Origin of the sequence: Bradyrhizobium manausense, from assembly GCF_018129685.1 — a bacterium.
Taxonomy (GTDB): domain Bacteria; phylum Pseudomonadota; class Alphaproteobacteria; order Rhizobiales; family Xanthobacteraceae; genus Bradyrhizobium; species Bradyrhizobium manausense_D.
This window is the reverse complement of sequence record NZ_JAFCLG010000005.1, coordinates 352880-369758: the sequence shown is the minus strand read 5'-3', so window position 1 is coordinate 369758 and position 16879 is coordinate 352880. Positions and strand designations below refer to the sequence as shown.

At 64.6% G+C, this 16879-nt stretch carries 14 protein-coding genes; 9 read left to right on the top strand and 5 right to left on the bottom strand.

Annotated features, from left to right (window positions below):
* From JQ621_RS16380 to JQ621_RS16355, 6 genes are all read left to right on the top strand, one after another.
* Complete coding sequence (locus JQ621_RS16380; protein ID WP_006023609.1) at positions 1–3402, top strand: UvrD-helicase domain-containing protein; 3402 nt, start codon at positions 1–3, stop codon at positions 3400–3402.
* A gap of 81 nt (positions 3403–3483) precedes the next feature.
* Positions 3484–4230 (top strand): multiubiquitin domain-containing protein, encoded by a 747-nt coding sequence (locus tag JQ621_RS16375; protein ID WP_006023608.1) that lies wholly within the window; start codon positions 3484–3486, stop codon positions 4228–4230.
* Positions 4205–5377: a ThiF family adenylyltransferase gene (locus JQ621_RS16370; RefSeq protein ID WP_006023607.1), complete on the top strand. Its 1173-nt coding sequence runs from the start codon at positions 4205–4207 to the stop codon at positions 5375–5377. Before JQ621_RS16375 ends, JQ621_RS16370 begins: the two co-directional genes overlap by 26 nt.
* Positions 5374–5814, top strand: a complete 441-nt coding sequence (locus tag JQ621_RS16365) for a ubiquitination-like system serine protease family protein (RefSeq protein WP_006023606.1) — start codon at positions 5374–5376, stop codon at positions 5812–5814. Before JQ621_RS16370 ends, JQ621_RS16365 begins: the two co-directional genes overlap by 4 nt.
* A gap of 277 nt (positions 5815–6091) precedes the next feature.
* A complete protein-coding gene (locus JQ621_RS16360) occupies positions 6092–6328 on the top strand; it encodes a DUF2158 domain-containing protein (RefSeq protein WP_006023605.1) in 237 nt (78 codons plus the stop codon).
* A gap of 11 nt (positions 6329–6339) precedes the next feature.
* On the top strand, positions 6340–9444 hold the full coding sequence (locus JQ621_RS16355) for a DEAD/DEAH box helicase (protein WP_006023604.1): 3105 nt from the start codon (positions 6340–6342) through the stop codon (positions 9442–9444).
* Positions 9445–9750: 306 nt separating this feature from the next.
* Here JQ621_RS16355 and JQ621_RS16350 read toward each other — a convergent pair whose 3' ends face one another.
* Both JQ621_RS16350 and JQ621_RS16345 read right to left on the bottom strand, forming a co-directional pair.
* Positions 9751–11112: a tyrosine-type recombinase/integrase gene (locus JQ621_RS16350; RefSeq protein ID WP_006023603.1), complete on the bottom strand. Its 1362-nt coding sequence runs from the start codon at positions 11110–11112 to the stop codon at positions 9751–9753.
* A 298-nt stretch (positions 11113–11410) separates the two neighbouring features.
* A complete protein-coding gene (locus JQ621_RS16345; protein WP_212235735.1) occupies positions 11411–12340 on the bottom strand; it encodes a GlxA family transcriptional regulator in 930 nt (309 codons plus the stop codon).
* Between JQ621_RS16345 and JQ621_RS16340 the strand changes: the two genes are divergently transcribed.
* Positions 12285–13352, top strand: coding sequence for a dienelactone hydrolase family protein (locus tag JQ621_RS16340; RefSeq protein ID WP_249125318.1), 1068 nt, complete (start codon positions 12285–12287; stop codon positions 13350–13352). The genes JQ621_RS16345 and JQ621_RS16340 overlap by 56 nt on opposite strands.
* Positions 13353–13361: 9 nt before the next feature.
* Positions 13362–13886: a tautomerase family protein gene (locus JQ621_RS16335; protein ID WP_212235734.1), complete on the top strand. Its 525-nt coding sequence runs from the start codon at positions 13362–13364 to the stop codon at positions 13884–13886.
* Between the two features lie 14 nt (positions 13887–13900).
* On the opposite strand, the gene JQ621_RS16330 is transcribed toward JQ621_RS16335, so the two are convergent.
* The gene (locus tag JQ621_RS16330) at positions 13901–14590 is read right to left on the bottom strand and encodes a DNA-3-methyladenine glycosylase I (protein WP_212235733.1); all 690 of its coding nucleotides are present in this window, start codon (positions 14588–14590) and stop codon (positions 13901–13903) included.
* Positions 14591–14792: 202 nt separating this feature from the next.
* Here JQ621_RS16330 and JQ621_RS16325 point away from each other — a divergent pair, with 202 nt between their 5' ends.
* A complete protein-coding gene (locus tag JQ621_RS16325; protein ID WP_212235732.1) occupies positions 14793–15620 on the top strand; it encodes a metallophosphoesterase family protein in 828 nt (275 codons plus the stop codon).
* Here the strand turns inward: JQ621_RS16325 and JQ621_RS16320 are convergent.
* Together JQ621_RS16320 and JQ621_RS16315 are read right to left on the bottom strand one after the other, a co-directional pair.
* Complete coding sequence (locus tag JQ621_RS16320) at positions 15559–16044, bottom strand: Crp/Fnr family transcriptional regulator (protein ID WP_212235731.1); 486 nt, start codon at positions 16042–16044, stop codon at positions 15559–15561. The two genes, JQ621_RS16325 and JQ621_RS16320, sit on opposite strands and share 62 nt — an antisense overlap.
* Positions 16045–16131: 87 nt before the next feature.
* Positions 16132–16872 (bottom strand): di-trans,poly-cis-decaprenylcistransferase, encoded by a 741-nt coding sequence (locus tag JQ621_RS16315; RefSeq protein WP_212235730.1) that lies wholly within the window; start codon positions 16870–16872, stop codon positions 16132–16134.
* Between the last annotated feature and the right edge of the window lie 7 nt (positions 16873–16879).

The following is a 16879-nucleotide window of genomic DNA, read 5'->3' as shown; positions in this document are numbered from 1 at the left end:
ATGGACAGTGTGGAGCTCGCCAGGCAAGTCGCCGCCGAGCTTCACGCTCGCCTCGTTGCATCCGGCGCCGATCCCTGGTCGCCCTATGACTTTGCTGTCGCCGAGGCCAAGCGGCGGGGGATTGATGTCGAACGGACTGCCGCCGGCGCAGCCGTCCTCAATGGCGGCCGCGCGACTTTCGTCGCCGCCGACGATCTGATTCTTCACGAGAATATGGGCTCTCCGTTCGAGCAAGCTTTCCTCGTGGCGCATGAGATCGGCCATGTCGAGCTGGGCGACGATCCTGGTGGCGAAGCGGCGCCGATGATTGATCCGGCACGCCCGGCCGAGCCCTCACCAGTCGGAATGGATCGGGTTGTCGATTATGGACGCCGGCAACGCCGCGAAGTCCAGATGGACCTGTTCGCGCGCGAACTGCTGCTTCCGCGCACCGTCGCGCGGGCGCTCCATGTCGACCAAGGGCTCGCCGCGTCCGCCATCGCCGCGAAGCTCGGCGCGCCGTTCGAGGTCGTCGCGCAGCAGTTGTTCGATGCTTTGCTGCTGCCGCCCGTGCCTCCCGCCGCGACTGCGGCGCATGTCGAACGGCCGCTCAATCCGCTGCAAGCGGCCGCTGCGGCGCATCGCGGCGAAGCCTATCTGCTTGAGGCGGGGCCTGGCACCGGCAAGACGCAGACGCTGATCGCGCGCGTCGAGGGCCTTCTAGGCGAGGGCGTCGATCCACGGCGCATACTGCTGTTGACCTTTTCGAACAAGGCAGCGGGCGAGATGGCCGAGCGGATCGCGCGCAAGCGGCCCGAGGCTGCGGCCGCGATGTGGATCGGCACGTTCCATGCCTTCGGCCTCGATATCATCCGTCGTTTCCATGCGGAGCTCGGCCTGCCGAAGGACCCGCGGATGATGGACCGGACCGAAGCGGTCGAACTCCTCGAGGGGGAGTTCCCGCGGCTTAGGCTCGCGTACTACCGCAATCTTTACGATCCGACCCAGATCATTGCCGACATGTTGGCCGCCGTATCGCGGGCGAAGGATGAGGTGGTCGACGCCGAAACCTACGCCGCGCTCGCCGACGCCATGCAGGCGAAAGCCCAGGACTCGGATGCGCGCGAGGCGGCGGAACGCGCCGGCGAGGTTGCCCGCGTCTACGCGGCCTACGAACAGCTCAAGCGCAACGCGCATTGCATCGACTTCGGCGATCTTGTCGCCTTGCCGGTGCAACTGCTCGAAAAGGAGGCGGCCATCTGCGCGGCGCTGCAGGCGCAATATGATCATGTCCTGGTGGATGAGTATCAGGACGTGAACCGCAGCAGCGTGCGGCTGCTGAGCGCACTGCGGCCCGACGGCCGCAATCTCTGGATGGTCGGCGACGCCAAGCAGTCGATCTACCGGTTTCGCGGTGCCTCATCCTTCAACATAACCCGGTTCGGCAAGGAGGACTTCGCCGGTGGCAATCGCGGTCGATTGAAGCGTAATTATCGTTCGGTGCCGGAGATTGTCGCCAGCTTCTCCAGTTTCGCGATCACGATGCGCGCCGGCGATGCGGATAGTGGCCTCGACGCGGACCGCGACGCCAATGGACATAGGCCCGAGTTGCGCACGGTCCAGCGCGCCGAGCAGCAGCAGGTCGCCCTGGCCGACGCTATCGAGGAGCTGCGGCGTGACGGCTACGCCTATCGTGACCAGGCGGTCCTGTGCACCGGCAACGAAAAGCTGTCGACGATCGGGCAGGACCTGGAACGGCTCGGCGTGCCGGTCCTCTTCCTGGGAAGTCTGTTCGAGCGGGGTGAGGTCAAGGATCTCCTGGCTCTCCTCTCGATCCTGGTCGATCGGCGCGCCATGGGCCTGGTGCGCATTGCCTGCTGGCGAGACTTCGCCACCTCCTTTGCCGATGTGGTCGCGGTCTTCGACCATCTGCGGGCGGCCGAGCACGCGCCGGCGGGCTGGCTGCGGCATGGCGAGGCGATCCCCGGTTTGAGCGACAGGGGGCGGCAGACCGTTGCCAAGCTCGCGACTGCGCTCGATGGTTTCGATCAGACGGCCTCGCCCTGGACCGTGCTCGCGACGCTGTTGCTCGATCGCACACGCATCGCCGCGCGCCTGGGCGCGTCGGAGGATCTCGCCGACCGCACACGGGGCATCGCGATCTGGCAATTCCTCAACTTTGTGCGGGTACAACCGGCCGGACGCGGGCTGCCCATCACGCGCCTGCTCGATCGTGTGCGCAGGCTCGTGCGGCTCGGCGACGACCGCGACCTGCGCCAATTGCCGGCGGCCGCCCAGCATCTCGACGCCGTGCGGCTGATGACCATCCATGGCGCCAAGGGCCTAGAGTTCGGTGGCGTCCATATTCCTGGGCTTAACAGCGACACGATCCCACGCACGCCGCCGGCGCCGCCCTGTCCGGCGCCCGACGGGATGATCGCGGGGGCGGAGGGCAGTGCGCTGGAGGCGTTCCGCGCAGGTCAGGCCGAGGAGCAGGAGTGCCTATTTTACGTGGCGCAGTCGCGCGCCCGCGATCGCCTGATCCTTTATGCGCCGACCGAGAAGAGTAACGGCCACAACCGACCGCTTTCGCCATTCCTCGACCGTCTCGGGGCGACCTTAACACGCCGTTCGCTCGTGCCGGCACGGCCGCTTCCCGTGGCCGCGGAAGCTCGGGATATCGATTTGGTGGTCGACGGACGGCTGCGGTTAGGCGCCCCGCAGATCGCTCTTTATGAATCCTGCCCGCGTCGCTTCTTCTACACGCATGTCCTGCAGGTCGGCGGCCGGCGAACCGCGACCGCCTTCATGCATCTGCATGAGGCGGTTCGCGTGGTGGTCGAGGCGGTGATCGCGTCGGATGGACCCGTGTCCGAGCAGGCGCTGCAAGATCGCATCGATGCGGCGCTCGCCGGCGAGGGGCTCGGCGAGCACGGCTATCGCGCGGAATTCCGCGATCTGGCGCTGGCAATGCTGCGCTTCTTCCTGGCGAACCGCGCCGAAGCAGTCCCCGAAGCGCCGGTCGCGCTCAGCCTCAGTTTCGGCGGCGAGGAGATCATCGTTCGGCCGGACGAGGTGCTGGTGCGGCCGGACGGCATCCGCGCCGTGCGCCGCATTCGCACGGGTCACATGCGGTCGGCCGAGGGCAAGGATGTCGGCGCGGCGGCGCTGATGCTGGCGGTCAGGCAGTCCTTTCCCGGCGCGGTCGCAGAGCTCGTCCATCTTTCCGACGGCGAGGCACATGCGCTTGCCTTGTCCGATCGGGAGCTGAAGGGGCGCAAGGACAAGCTCGCAAAGTTTCTCGGCGACATCCGCGCCGGACGGTTTCCGGCCGAGGTTTCGTCGCGCACCTGCCCGAACTGCCCGGCCTTCTTCATCTGCGGGCAGACCCCCGACGGCCCCTTGCAAAAAAAGTTCGTCTGACCTTACCGGTCGGCCTCCCTCGCTCCGATTGGACCCTTAGAGCCGCGGCGCTGCCTCGGCCGAACCTAAGGACCCAATCTTATGAACACCGAAGAACTTCTTGATTACGACGATCTCGGCAACGCCCTGCGCGAAGGCCGGGCGTTGCGTCCGGCGCGGGGGTATCGCTTTCTCCTCGCGCAGGGCGATCTCAACTTCCAGTCCCGTGTGGTGAGCGATCCCGTGCCGCTCGGCCGCCAGTTGCTGGAAGCCGCGGCACTCGACCCGCGGGACGGTTACAGCCTCATCGCGATCCTGCCCTCGGGCGATTTCGAGGATGTGAGGCTCAACGAGCCGTTCGACCTGCGTGAGCGCGGCGCCGAGCGGTTCATCGCCTTCCAGACCGACCGCGACTTCAAGCTGACCCTCAACGACCACGAGCTGCTCTGGGGCAAGCCGGTCATCAGCGGCACGGTGCTCTACGGCCTCGCCAAGCCCGGCGAGGGGGAGGCCGTCTTCCTCGAGGTTCCCGGCGGTGAAGATCGCCTGATCGAGCATGGCGAGCTGATCGATCTGGTCCAGCCCGGCATCGAGCGGTTCATCACCGCGCGGCTGACGTTCGAGATCATCGTCAATTCGCGGCCGCGCACGGTGAACGCCCGCACGGTGACGTTCGAACAGATCGTCCAGCTCGCCTTCCCGGGCCAGCACGAACCCAACGTCGTCTTCTCGATGACCTATCGGCACGCGGCGTCGACGCCGCCCGCCGGTGAGCTCGGGGTTGGCGGCTCCGTCGACGTCAAGAAGAAGGGCACGGTGTTCAATGTCACGCGCACTGTTCAGTCGTAATCCGGACCTCAAGCGGCTGCGGGACGAAGGCTACTTCGTCCAGCAGCAGGGCGGGTATCTCGTTATGCGCGAGGTGCCGTATGTCGATGCGCGCCGGGAGGTGCGCATCGGCACCCTCATCTCCAGCCTCACGCTGGCCGGAGATCAGACGCGCCCGCCCGACACCCATGTCATCCACTGGGACGGCGATTTCCCGTGCCACGCCGACGGCAGGCCCATCCAGGGCATCTCGCATGCGGCCGGCGCCTTCGATCTCGGCCACGGCCTGAAGGCGACGCACAGCTTCTCCAGCAAGCCAGACGGCGGCTACTCGGACTACCACCACAAGATGACGAGCTACGCGAATATCCTCGCGGGCCCGGCCGCAGTGCTGAAGTCCGGCGCGACGCCTCGCACCTTCCGCGAACCGGAAGAGGAGGAGGACAGCGTCTTCAACTATGTCGAGACCGCCTCCGACCGTGTCGGGATCGGCGTCCTGACCGAGCGACTCGTCAACGAGCGGGTCGCCATCATCGGCGTCGGGGGGACCGGCGGCTACATCCTGGATTTCGTCGCCAAGACGCCTGTCCGGGAAATCCGGCTGTTCGACAGCGACGAGTTCCTGACCCATAACGCGTTTCGCGCGCCGGGCGCTCCGAGCCTGGAGGAATTGCGGGAAGCGCCCAAGAAGGTCGAATACCTGAAGCGCATCTACAGCCGGATGCACCGGAACATCGTGGCGCACGATGTCGCGCTCGGCGTCGACAACATTCACCTTCTCGACGGCGTCACCTTCGCGTTCCTGTCCCTCGATGCGGGTGACGCTAAGCGGCTGATCGTAGAGAAGCTCGAGGCGATCGGCGCCGCGTTCGTCGATGTTGGCATGGGGCTCGAGCTCGACGAGGGGTCGCTGGGCGGCATCCTGCGCGTCACCGCCAGTACGCCGGAGAAGCGCGATCACGCGCGGCAGCGCATTTCCTTCGTCGGCGGCGGCGCCAAGGACATCTACGCCTCCAACATCCAGGTCGCGGATCTCAACGCCCTGAATGCTGTCCTCGCGGTCGTCAAGTGGAAGAAGATTCGCGGCTTCTACCGCGACCTCGAGCGCGAGCATCACTGCACCTACACCACCGACGGCAACATGCTGATCAACGGGGATCTCGCGTGATACGGCACAAGCGACTCGAACATCGTTTCGTCGAACACATCCCTGAGCGCCTTGAGGCAGGCATTCTCTATGTTTCGATGGAATATGCCACATCAGCCCACAGCTGCTGCTGCGGTTGCGGCGAGGAGGTCGTCGCCCCCTTCACGCCGACGGACTGGAAGATGACGTTCGATGGCGAGACCGTCTCCCTTCGGCCGTCGATCGGCAATTGGACGCTGAAATGCCGGTCACACTATGTGATCGACCGCAGCAAGGTGATCGAGGCCGGCCCCTGGAGTGACGAGCAGGTCGAAGCCGAGCGTCGTCGTGACCGCGCTGCCAAAGCGCGCTTCTACGGGCAGACGCCAGCGATCGAACTTGCCGTTCAGCCCGCTCCCGTCAAGGCGGCTCCCGGCTTCTGGCGCCGCGCCTGGCGTTGGCTATCTGGCAGATCGTGACGATAGGCCCGACGGCAGGTTGCCGTCGGGCTATCCCGCTTCGGAACGCAGCGCAGCCCTAAGAGACAAATCAAGAACATCTATCAGGAGCTTACACGGTCTTCGCCGAAATCCTTGTGCAAGGAATGACCGACACACCATATATTGATGTTAGGCATGGGGCGATCTCCTAGCACGTGCGCGTCTCCACTCATGGTGGTGGGGACGTGGGCGAGCTTCTTGCGACCTCCTCCGGTGCCTGGCGAGGACAGATAGGCATCGAGAAGGAGCGTGGAGAATGGATGCTACCGAATTCAAGCCCGGCGATCTTGTGCGGGTGAAGTCAGGCGGGCCGATCATGACGGTCGAGCAGGTCGGGAAGACGGCCATGCTGGAGGAGGATGCCGTCTGGTGTGTCTGGTTCGAGAAGGTGGGCAACAAGCAGGTCGCGCGGAAAGACACGTTCGCGCCGGTCGTGCTGGAGAAGGCTGAGAAGCCACGAGCCGCGTTCTCCGTCGGCGTCGTTCGGGCGTAGCGTGGTGCCTCATGCCGTTTCGCGGCCTGTTCATCGGCATCGACCGTTATAGCTCGACCGGCATTGATGAGCTGACCTGCGCGCGTCGCGACGCGACGGCGCTGGAGGCACTGTTCTTCGACACGCTGGGCGGCAGCACAGTCTTGCTGGCAGATGCGGAGGCCACGCGGCAGCGGATTGAGGACGCATTTGCCGACCTGGCCGGCTGCGGCCCCGAGGATACGGTGGTGATCGCGTTCTCCGGCCATGGGTCGGAGACACATGAGCTCGTCACCCACGACGCGAATCCAGATGATCTCGCCGGCTCCGCGATCCCGCTCGAGCTGTTGCAGGAATGGTTCTCGCGGATACCGGCAAAGCGCCTGATCCTGTTCCTCGACTGTTGTTTTTCCGGCGGCATTGGGGCGAAGGTTCTGCACGTCGATGCGAAGCCGCGCAGCCTTTTGTCCGCCGAAGCGCGCCTGGCTCAGCTTGGCGGCGCTGGTCGGATCATCTTCACCGCCTCCGCGGCGACCGAGCCCGCCTATGAGCACCGCCGGTTCGGGCACGGCTTTCTGACCCACTTTCTGCTTGAGGCGCTATGTGGCGCCGAGGAAGTCGTGAGCGGCGGCAAGCTCTCGCTCTACCGCCTCCTCGAGCATGTCACGAGCCGCGTCCGGGCGGCCGCGCTGCAGGGCGGCAAAGAGCAGAACCCGACCATGCGCGGGAGCATCGACGGCGATGTCGCGTGGCCCGTGTTCGTGCCGGGCGCTAAGTATCGGGCGGCCTTCCCGGCGCGTCTGCCTGCCAAGGTGACGTCCGATCTTGCCAGCCTCTCGTCGGCCGGTTTCCCCGACGCGCTTGTCACCGCCTGGGCTGGAGCGATCCCGTCCTTGAATGCGCTTCAGATCTCCGCCATCACCGACTTCGGCGTGCTGGACGGCGAGAACCTGGTGGTGTCGGCCCCGACATCCTCGGGCAAGACGATGGTGGGCGAGCTCGCGGCGCTCCGGAACGTGCTGGATCGCAAACGGGCTTTGTTTCTGCTGCCGCTTAAGGCCCTTGTGGCAGACAAGCGGCGGCACTTCGAGAGCGTCTATGGCGGTTTCGGGGTCCGCACGGTGGAAGCGACGGGCGAGACGGACGACATCGCGCCTCTGCTGCGGGGCCAATACGATGTCGGTCTCCTGACCTATGAGAAGTTCGCCGCGATCGCGCTGACATTCCCTCATGTGCTGGCGCAGGTCGGCGCGATCGTGATCGACGAAGCGCAGATGATCGCCGACCGTGGCCGCGGCGCGAATCTGGAGTTCATTTTGACGCTCATCCGGATGCGCCGGCGTGAGGGGATCGAGCCCCAACTGATCGCGCTTTCGGCTGTGATCGGGGACACGAACGGCCTTGAGCAATGGCTCGGCGCGCGGCTCTTGCGGCGCACGGAGCGGCCCGTTCCGCTTGAGGAGGGCTTGTTGCTCGGCACCGGGCATTTCCGCTTTCTTGACCCGGAGAATGGCAATGAGCAGGTTGAGGGGCCGCTCGTTCGGCGTCTTGTCGGCGGCAAAGGATCCAGCCAGGATTGGATCATCCCGCTGGTGCGCAAGCTTGTCGCCGAAGGCCAGCAGGTGATCGTGTTTCGCGAAACCAAGGGCGAAGCCCGCGGCTGCGCCAACTATCTCGCAGAGTCGCTCGGATTGCCTCCGGCTGCCGAGGCGCTGACGCAGATGCCCGGCGGCGATCCCTCGCAGGCCAGCGCCGACTTGCGGAGCGCGCTGGGGCGCGGCGTCGCTTTCCACAACTCGGATCTCGACCGCGAAGAGCGGCGCGTCATCGAGGAAGAATTTCGCCGTAGCGGCTCGGGCCTGCGCGTCATCGCAGCCACGACGACGCTGGCGATGGGCGTGAACACGCCCGCGTCATCGGTCATCATCGCCGGCTTGAATCATCCCGGCGACGAGCCCTATTCGGTAGCCGAATACAAGAACCTAGTCGGTCGCGCGGGAAGGCTTGGCTTCGCCGAGAAGGGAGCTTCGTATCTGCTGGCGCTCGATCCGCGCGCCGAGCATGATCTGTGGTCGCGATACGTGACCGCGGAGCCGGAAGACTTGGTGTCCCGCTTCCTCGACGGTACAACCGACCCACGCTCCCTGATTATCCGCGTCCTAGTCGCGGCACAACGAGCGGCCGGCGAAGGCGTGCCGAGCGAGGAGATTGTCGAATTTCTGGAATCGAGCTTCGGCGCGTTCCAAGCCCGGCGCGCCCATAGCGCGTGGCAGTGGAGCCGGCCGGATCTGCTTTCGGCCCTAGCGGATTTGGAACGCCACGGCCTGGTGCAGAAGAACGCTACAGGCGCGTATGAATTGACCAAGCTGGGCCGTCTCGCTGGCGAAAGCGCGGCAGAGGTCGGGTCCATCGTCGCGCTCGTAGATTGCCTCGGCTCGCTTCAGCCCCAAGAAATCAGCGATCCCGTCCTGATTGCCGCAGCTCAAACGACGGTCGAGGTCGATCAACTCCTTTTTCCGATCAACCGAAAAAGCACGCAGAAAGAGCCTCAGCTATGGCCCAACGAGCTGCAGAGGCAGAATGTGCCGTGGCACGTCCTGAACGCGCTTCAGCGCGGGACAACAGAAGATCATCAGGCGACCCTGCGTGCGAAGAAGGCGGTCGCTTGTCTTTTGTTCGTGTCCGGTCGTGCCATGAGCGAGATCGAGCGCGTGCTGACGCAGTTCGGTGGTGCGTTTGGCGGCGCCGCCGGCCCCATACGCGCGGTCGCAGCGCGGACTTGCGATCTGATGCCGGTCGCGGCTCGCGTCGCCGAGATCCTGCACCCCACGCTCGATCTCGGTGACCGTGTGAGACGTCTGGCGATCCGGTTGACATATGGCGTGCCCAGCGCCGCCGTCGACCTCGCCCAATTCGCTGGAGCCGATTTGCTGCGGGGCGACTATTGCCGCTTGGCCGCCGCGCAGCTCTGTGAGCCCGAACAGATCGACGCCGCAACTGATGACCAAATTCTGGCATGCGTGGACAAGGACAGGCGCAAGCTTGCACTTGTCCGCGATGCGGCGAAGCGCGTTGCCAAGCGTCGGGCCGAAGCGGTGGCGCCTTCCGCCCCGATCCTTGAAGTATATGTGCCCTAAATTGCGCGCAACGGGGGCGTGAGGCGATTGCGTCAGATGCCCCCTCTGCGAGACGTTCCTGCCTCAGAAAGTCTCCAATGCTGGCGGAGCCAATGCGGCAGCGGGCGATCAAGCGGTCGAACGAGACAACGCGCCGCTACGGCTGCGCTCGGTGTGCAGGAGTGTCAGGATGGTCTGCCGGTTCGGAGCAAATGACCTGGTCGCCGATGGCGCCAAACCGAAGATCGTCGATTTCTTCAAAAAGCTTTTTCGACTGCATCGTGGGCGGCGATGAATTGCTCGCCGACCAGTGGCTGATCGCAAGCCTCAAGCTGCCAAGCGACGCTCCTCGTCCTCGGCTTCGTTCCCCGGCTCTCCAACCGCTTTGGTCAGGAAGAGGTCAAGCGCAGCTCGACGAGAATCACGATCCAATGCGTAGGCCGTCTGTTTGAATTCGATCCCCTCGAGTAGCCCTTGGATGTAACCGGAGATCGTGTCGGCGGCCATGATGAGCGCAGTGTCGAGCGTGTGAATGTATTTGCTCGTCACCGAGCCCTTGGAGTGGCCGACGAGCGCCGCGATGGTCACCTCGGTGAAACCGAGATCGTTGGCGATGCTGGCAAAGCTGTGACGCAGGACATGCGGGGTGACGCCGGCGAGCGGACTGTCGCTGAAAATCTGTTCCCAATGGTTCGGGAAGCTGCCGAACGCATGGTCCTCGCCCTGACCTGGGAAGACATAGGTGCCCGCTGCGGTCTTGCGCCGTTCCTCCAGATACTCGACGACGGGCAATCCGATTGGACGAATGGACTCACCTTCCTTGCTGTCCACCAGGCGCATGCAGCTCGCGTCGGTGTCAGCTTCGATCCACATTAGCGAGATCATTTCCGAGCGGCGGCAGCCGGTGAGCGCGATCTGCCGGATGATGTCCACGGTCATGGCGTATTTTTCGTTCGCCGCGGCATCGCGAAGCATTTGCCCGAGGGTGCGATACTCCGCCTCGGTCAGCCTACGATTCCGAACATTGTCCTTGGGCTTCTTGATGCCGTGCGCCGGATTGACCTCTATAATCCCAGCATCGACAGCGTAGGTGAGGATTCCGCCCAATAGGCCGACGGTGCGCGTGGCGGTGCCCGCGCCACCACGAACAATGGCCTTTCCTCGCAGCTTTTTCGTCTTGACGGCGACGCGCGTCTTGCCGGCCATGATGTCCTTCAAGACCTTGTTGATGTCGGCCTTGGTGAGATCCTTGACCCGGCGCGCGCCGATCAGCGGGATGATGTGCCGCTCGATACGGCCAGTGTCGGTGACGATGGTGGTGGGCTTTTTCGGTCGCCCGCCCTTACCCAGAATGAGGCCCGCGTTCAGATCAGCGGTATAGAGGGCGCAAAGCTCCTTGACCGTGATGGCCTTGTGATCGAGCTGACGTTCTTCGGAAGGGTTGTCGCCGCGCGCGACGCGCCCGAGTTGGACCTTCGCTTCTTGCCGGGCTGTCTCCGGCGTCCACACGCCATGCAGGCCGATGGTGTAGCGTCGCGTGCGTCCAACAGCGCGATATTGGATGAGGTAGCTGCGCTTGCCGGAGGCGAACACGCGGAGGCCGAAACCGGGCAGTTCGTCGTCCCAGATAAAATAGTCCTTCTCGCGAACATCGGCAGCGTCCACGATCCGCTTGGTCAGCTTTGCCATGAGGTGTTCCCCTCGCTAGTGAGGGGCTGCTTCCGCGGAAGCACCACGGAAGCAACCGGATGGATATCGGAGCGAAATTCTGGATAGACAGTTCGGCGCGGAAATACGAATTGTCTAGTATCTTCAGTTACATATCGCATTGTAGCGTGCCCTGTCGTGCATTTAGGATAGGCAGGCTAAATTGCTCCGAAGGCAAAGGTCACACGTTCGAATCGTGTCGGGTGCGCCATTTCTTCCGATATCCCTGCCCGCCGCGATTGAGCACGGCAGACGTCTGAAGGCTTCATTCATTTTGGCATCACGCGACCGGGCGAAAGTGTCCCGGCGGACGCTTGGTGTCGCGACGGATCAGGCGGCGCAGCGTGGAAGGCTCCGCATATCCCACCCGAAGGGCGATCTGTTCCACCGGAAGCCGCGTGGTCTCGAGCAGAAATCGCGCGGTCTCCAGTCTGATCCGCTGGACGAACTGGATCGGTGAAAGGCCGCAGGTCGCCGCCATTCGCCGCGCGAATGTTCGGGGCGCCAGCGCGACCGATGCGGCAAGTTCATCGATCGCAAAATCGCGCGCGATGTTGGCGCGCACCCATTTCTCGGCCTTCGCGATCTTCGGGTCCTGCCCTGCCAGAAACGTGACTGCCATGAAAGGAGCTTGCGAACGCCGCGCGTCCAGCAACAGATAACGTGCACACGCCTTTGCGAGACTTGGACCTGCGAACCTTTCGACGACCGCCAGCATCAGGTCCATCTGCGCCATCGCAGCCCCTCCAGTCGCAACTGGCCAGTCGGCAACCACGATCTGCTCGGCTTCGAGCGCAACCTTGGGATAGCGCTGGCGGAACATCGGCGCATACCACCAGGTCGTCGTCGCACGTCTTCCGTCGAGCGCGCCGGTCTCGGCAAGCAGGAAGGTACTCGCGCAGGACGCGCCAAGCATTGCGCCGCCTGCGAAGGCAGCGGCAACCATATCCTCGGCACGCCTGCATGCGGGACTGAGCAATCTGCGCTCCAACTCGACCGCCGTCGTCGTCCCGAGCCCGGGAACGATGACGAGATCGGCGCCGCGAATGTCGCCGTTGCTGCGTCGCGCGCCGCAGCGAATTGTCGCGACCTCGAACGGCACGACACGCTTTGCACCGCTGATCCGGTTGGCGGTTGCCATCACGTCGTGGGTGATGGCGGCGCTCGAGGCAAGGCATCCTTCGATCTCGATGACAGCGACTTTGATCATGTCAAAAAATGCCCGCTTAATGTCATTTTTGACACTAGCCCGACATTGCCGGAAGCGCAACGATCTCCGCGAAGATGGTCCCGCCGCAGGACAAGGCCAATCGCCGCGCCCATGCCCGTCCTCCATCTTCAACGAGGAGATTGACACGATGCCGAACCGCTCCATGAAACAGGACGACCCACTGGACGATTTCACGCGCCGTGAGATTACGCTCGATGGCATCGCCAAGGCCGTTTTCGTGACCGGTGCGGGGCCCGCGGTGATCGTCATGGCGGAGATGCCGGGAATCAGTCCGCATGTCGCGCGCTTTGCCCGCTGGGTGCGCGACGCCGGTTTCGCCGTCTACATGCCCTCGTTGTTCGGGCGCGACGGCGCGGTTCCGGGCGCCGAGGAAGGCGCCGCCGTTTTCCAGCGTGCGTGCGTCAGCGCCGAGTTTCGAGCCATGACGTCGAACGAATCCAGCCCGGTGACCAAGTGGCTGCGCGCGCTCGCGCGGCTTGCGCACGCGGAGTGCGGCGGCCCCGGTGTTGGCGCGATCGGGATGTGCTTCACCGGCAATTTCGCGCTCACCATGATGCTCGAGCCCGCCATGCTGGCGCCGGTGTTGTCGCAGCCGTCGTTGCCGCTGAACAATCCAGCCGGCCTCGAGATCGCGTCCGACGAGATCAAGGCCGTGCGCGAGCGGCTGGATCGCGAAAACCTCACCGTGATGGGCTATCGTTTTGCCGGCGACAAATTCTGCATGGCCCAGCGCTTTGCCGCCTATTCGCAAGCACTCGGCGATCGCTTCGTCGGTCGCGTTCTGCCGGACAGTGCCGCCAACGCCGATCTCGCGCCGTTTTTCGCTCGACATGTCCCGACACCGCACAGTGTCGTGACAGCGCACCTGATCGACGAAGCCGGCCAGCCGACGATCGTCGCCCGCGACGAAATTCTCGCTTTCTTTCGCTGGCGGCTGGCAGGCGGCCGCAAAATCGGCGGACCCGACGTGGCGGCCGGCGCCACGCGGTGAAGCCGGCGCGTGGTCGGTTCGGATTACTCTCACACACCAGGCTCTCACGGAGGCATTATCCCGAACATTATCGTCAAGGTACCGGAAGGCGCATTCGATGACGGCGCTCGCGCGGCGCTGGGCAAAGGGATCCACACAGCGGTCAAGGCCGTCGAAGGTTGGGGTGACGATCCGCGGCAAGAGGTCCTCACCTGGGTGCTTGTCGAGGAAGTGAAACAAGGGTGCTTCTTCGCAGGCGGCACGGACCAGACCTCGCGCATCATCCCGGTCATCGTCTTTCTTTATCCGCCCGCCGGCGTGATCGACGAGGCGGGACGCGCCGAGGCCGTGCGACGTATCCATCAGGTGGTTGCAGGCGCGAAGCCGCCAAATGATCCGCGGCGGGTCGCGACCTCCATCATGGTTTGGGACGTCACCGACGGCACCTGGGGTGCCAATGGAGAACTGTGGCGGCTGACTGATTTCGCGCGCGCCGCCGGATATAAACACCTCCAGCATCTCTGCGAGCCGGGTGCCACGCGCATTGCGCCGTAGCCGATTGTCGTGAGCTAATGTTCGCTGGTGTTTTCACCGACCGACAGCGCGCAGATGCGTGACAGATAGGCGTAGGGCAGACCCGTCTCTTCGGCCCAGGCGTTGAACTGCGCCTGCACCTTGGCGAGATCGCCCTTCGACTTGACCTCTTCGGCGATGTCGAGACCGGCATCGCGCAGGCACGCGACGACGTCCTTCGAGGTGACGAAGCCGTCCCAGCCGACGAAGCGCAGCAGCATCTGGCCGGTGTTGCCGCCCAGCCGGGAGCCGCGCCTGGTGAGGAGATCGAGCAGGCCGATCTCGTTGGACGGCGGCCATTTCGCCAGAAACCTGCCGAAGCTGCCGTGCTCCCTGGCGATCTCCTGCACGAAGGCCGCGTTCGCGCGCACCGACATGATCTTGGCGCCATTGCGCACGATCCGCGCATCGCGCAGCAGGCCCTCCCAATAATCCTCGGGCTGGAAGGACAGCTTCGCCGGCTGGAAGCGCAGAAAGGCGTCTTCGAACCCGTCCCACTTCGCATCGATGACGCTCCAGGCAAAGCCGGCGCAAAATACGCGCCTGGTCATCTCGGCGAGGATGCGATCGTCGCCGAGCTTGGCCAGACGCTTCAGGTCCGGTTTGTCAGGCATCAGCTTTTCGAGCGCCTTGGGGCCGCCCTTGCGCTTCTCGGCGCGGGCACGGATGGTCTTGAAGGACGTCATGCGATCACCGGCGTTGAAGGCATACCACGACACCAGAATTCGGCGATCCGGTCCAGCCCTGCGACGCCGCTGCACTTGCGCGGACCCGCGCGCCGCAGCATGCTCGCGCCGGCCGATCATTCTGCCGCAATGCTGGTCTGCTTTTTGCTTGGCAAGTTTTGGAATTCCCTGACATTTTTATTCCCCCTTCGACGGATTCTCGATGCGCTGCCTGGTCGTGGCCGATCTGCACTACTCGCTGCCGCAGCTCGACTGGCTGGTCAGCGCGGCGCCCCAATTCGACCTCGTGATCTTCGCCGGCGATGCGCTGGACATCGGCTCGATGGTGGATTTCCGGGCGCAGATCGTGGTGGTGAAGAAATATCTTGCGCTGATCGCAGCAAAGACCAGGGTCATTCTCTGCTCCGGCAATCACGATCTCGACGAGCGCAATGCGGAGGGCGAGAAAATATCGCGCTGGATTTCCGAGGTGCGCGAGCTTGGCATCGCCTGCGACGGCGACGATCTCACCATTGGCGACACGCTGTTCACGGTATGCCCATGGTGGGACGGACCGCTCGTCAAGCAGCGCCTCGCCAACCAGCTGCGCGATGCTTCGCTCAACCGTCCGCAGCGCTGGATCTGGGCACACCATGCGCCGCCGGCCAACTCACCGACCAGCTGGGGCGGCAAGCGCTTCTTCGGCGACGTCGAGCTGGTGCAGTGGATCATGCAGTTTCAGCCGTCGATGGTGATCTCGGGCCATGTGCATCAATCGCCCTTCATCAAGGACGGCTCATGGCACGACCGGATAGGCCAGACCTGGGTGTTCAACGCCGGCCTGCAACCCGGACGGCCGCCGACGCACATCGTGCTGGACCTCGACGAGAACAAGGCATTCTGGCTGGCGGCCGGCGAAGCGCAGTGGATCGATCTCGACGCGCCGCTGAAGCGGCCCGCATCCCATATCGAGGAGCCGCCGGACTGGCTCACATCCTTGGGTCGGATTGCCGATCCGAGCCTGGCGAGACCTCGAGCGGCGGCAGGTTGATCATGCTCTGCAGCACCTCGCCGACCATGGCGAGATGGGTGCCGTGGCCGGCATATTGCCGCTTGAGATCGGCGAGATAGGTGTTGGCGGCATTGAGCCGCTGCGCCAGCATGCGCGCGAGCAGCAGCGTAACGTCGGGCTCGCGCTTGAGCAGCGCGGCGGCATCCTGGAATTCGTAGACCACGGCATCGGAACACGCCCGCACGGTTGCGGTGTACGGTTGGCCCAACAGAACGGACATTTCGCCTAGCACCGCACCGGGCTCGGTGACGGTGGCGACCACCATCTCGCCCTTGAGCACTTCGAGCTTGCCCTGCTTCAGCACATAGAGTGGCCCGGAGGCGCCGCCCTCTGTCAAAAGTTGCGTGCCGGCCGCAAGCTGCCGCTCCGTTCCGCCGGTGCAATAGTCCAGTACCGCGCGCATCGCCGCATACTCCCGTCACGGGAGGCAGTAGAGCACGATCCGGAGCGGCTTGCAGCGGTTTTTGCACCCACCGCTCCGTGCCGGATGTCACGCGCGCGACAGCGCGGGCACCTCTTCGGGCATGATCGCCTGGAGGCCGCCGAAGCGCCGTTCGCGGCCATGGAAGGAGGCGAGCGCGGCGGCGAGATCGCCGGCGTCGAATTCGGGCCACATCCGCTCGGTGAAATGCAGCTCGGCATAAGCGCCTTCCCAGAGCAGGAAGTCCGACAGCCGCTTTTCGCCCGAGGTGCGGATGATGAGATCGACGTCGCGCAAGCCGGCCTCGCCGGTGACGAGCTGCGAGAAGGCTTCGCGGGTGAGGCTGGTCAGCGCAGCGGCCTTGCCCGCGGCGTTCAGAATCGCGTCGCGCGCGGAATAGTCGACCGCAATGCGCAGGTGCAGCGTGCCGCCGTGGGCGGTGGCCTCCTCGGCACGGGCGATGGCATTGGCGATGCCGTCCGGCAGGCGGTCGCGGCGGCCGATCACGTTGAGCCGGACGCCGTTCTTCACGAGGCTCTGCACTTCATTGGCGAGATAAAAGCGGAGCAGCGTCATCAGTGCGGCGACCTCAGCCTTGGGCCGGCGCCAATTGTCGGTCGAAAACGCGTAGAGCGTCAGCGTGCCGATGCCCTGCTTGGGTGCGGCCTCGACGATGCGGCGGATGGTCTCGACGCCGGCCTCGTGGCCGCGGACGCGCGACAGGCCGCGCCGTGTCGCCCATCGTCCGTTGCCGTCCATGATGATTCCGACATGAAGCTTCTCGTTGTGGGACGTGACGTCACTTTGCATCGCAAAG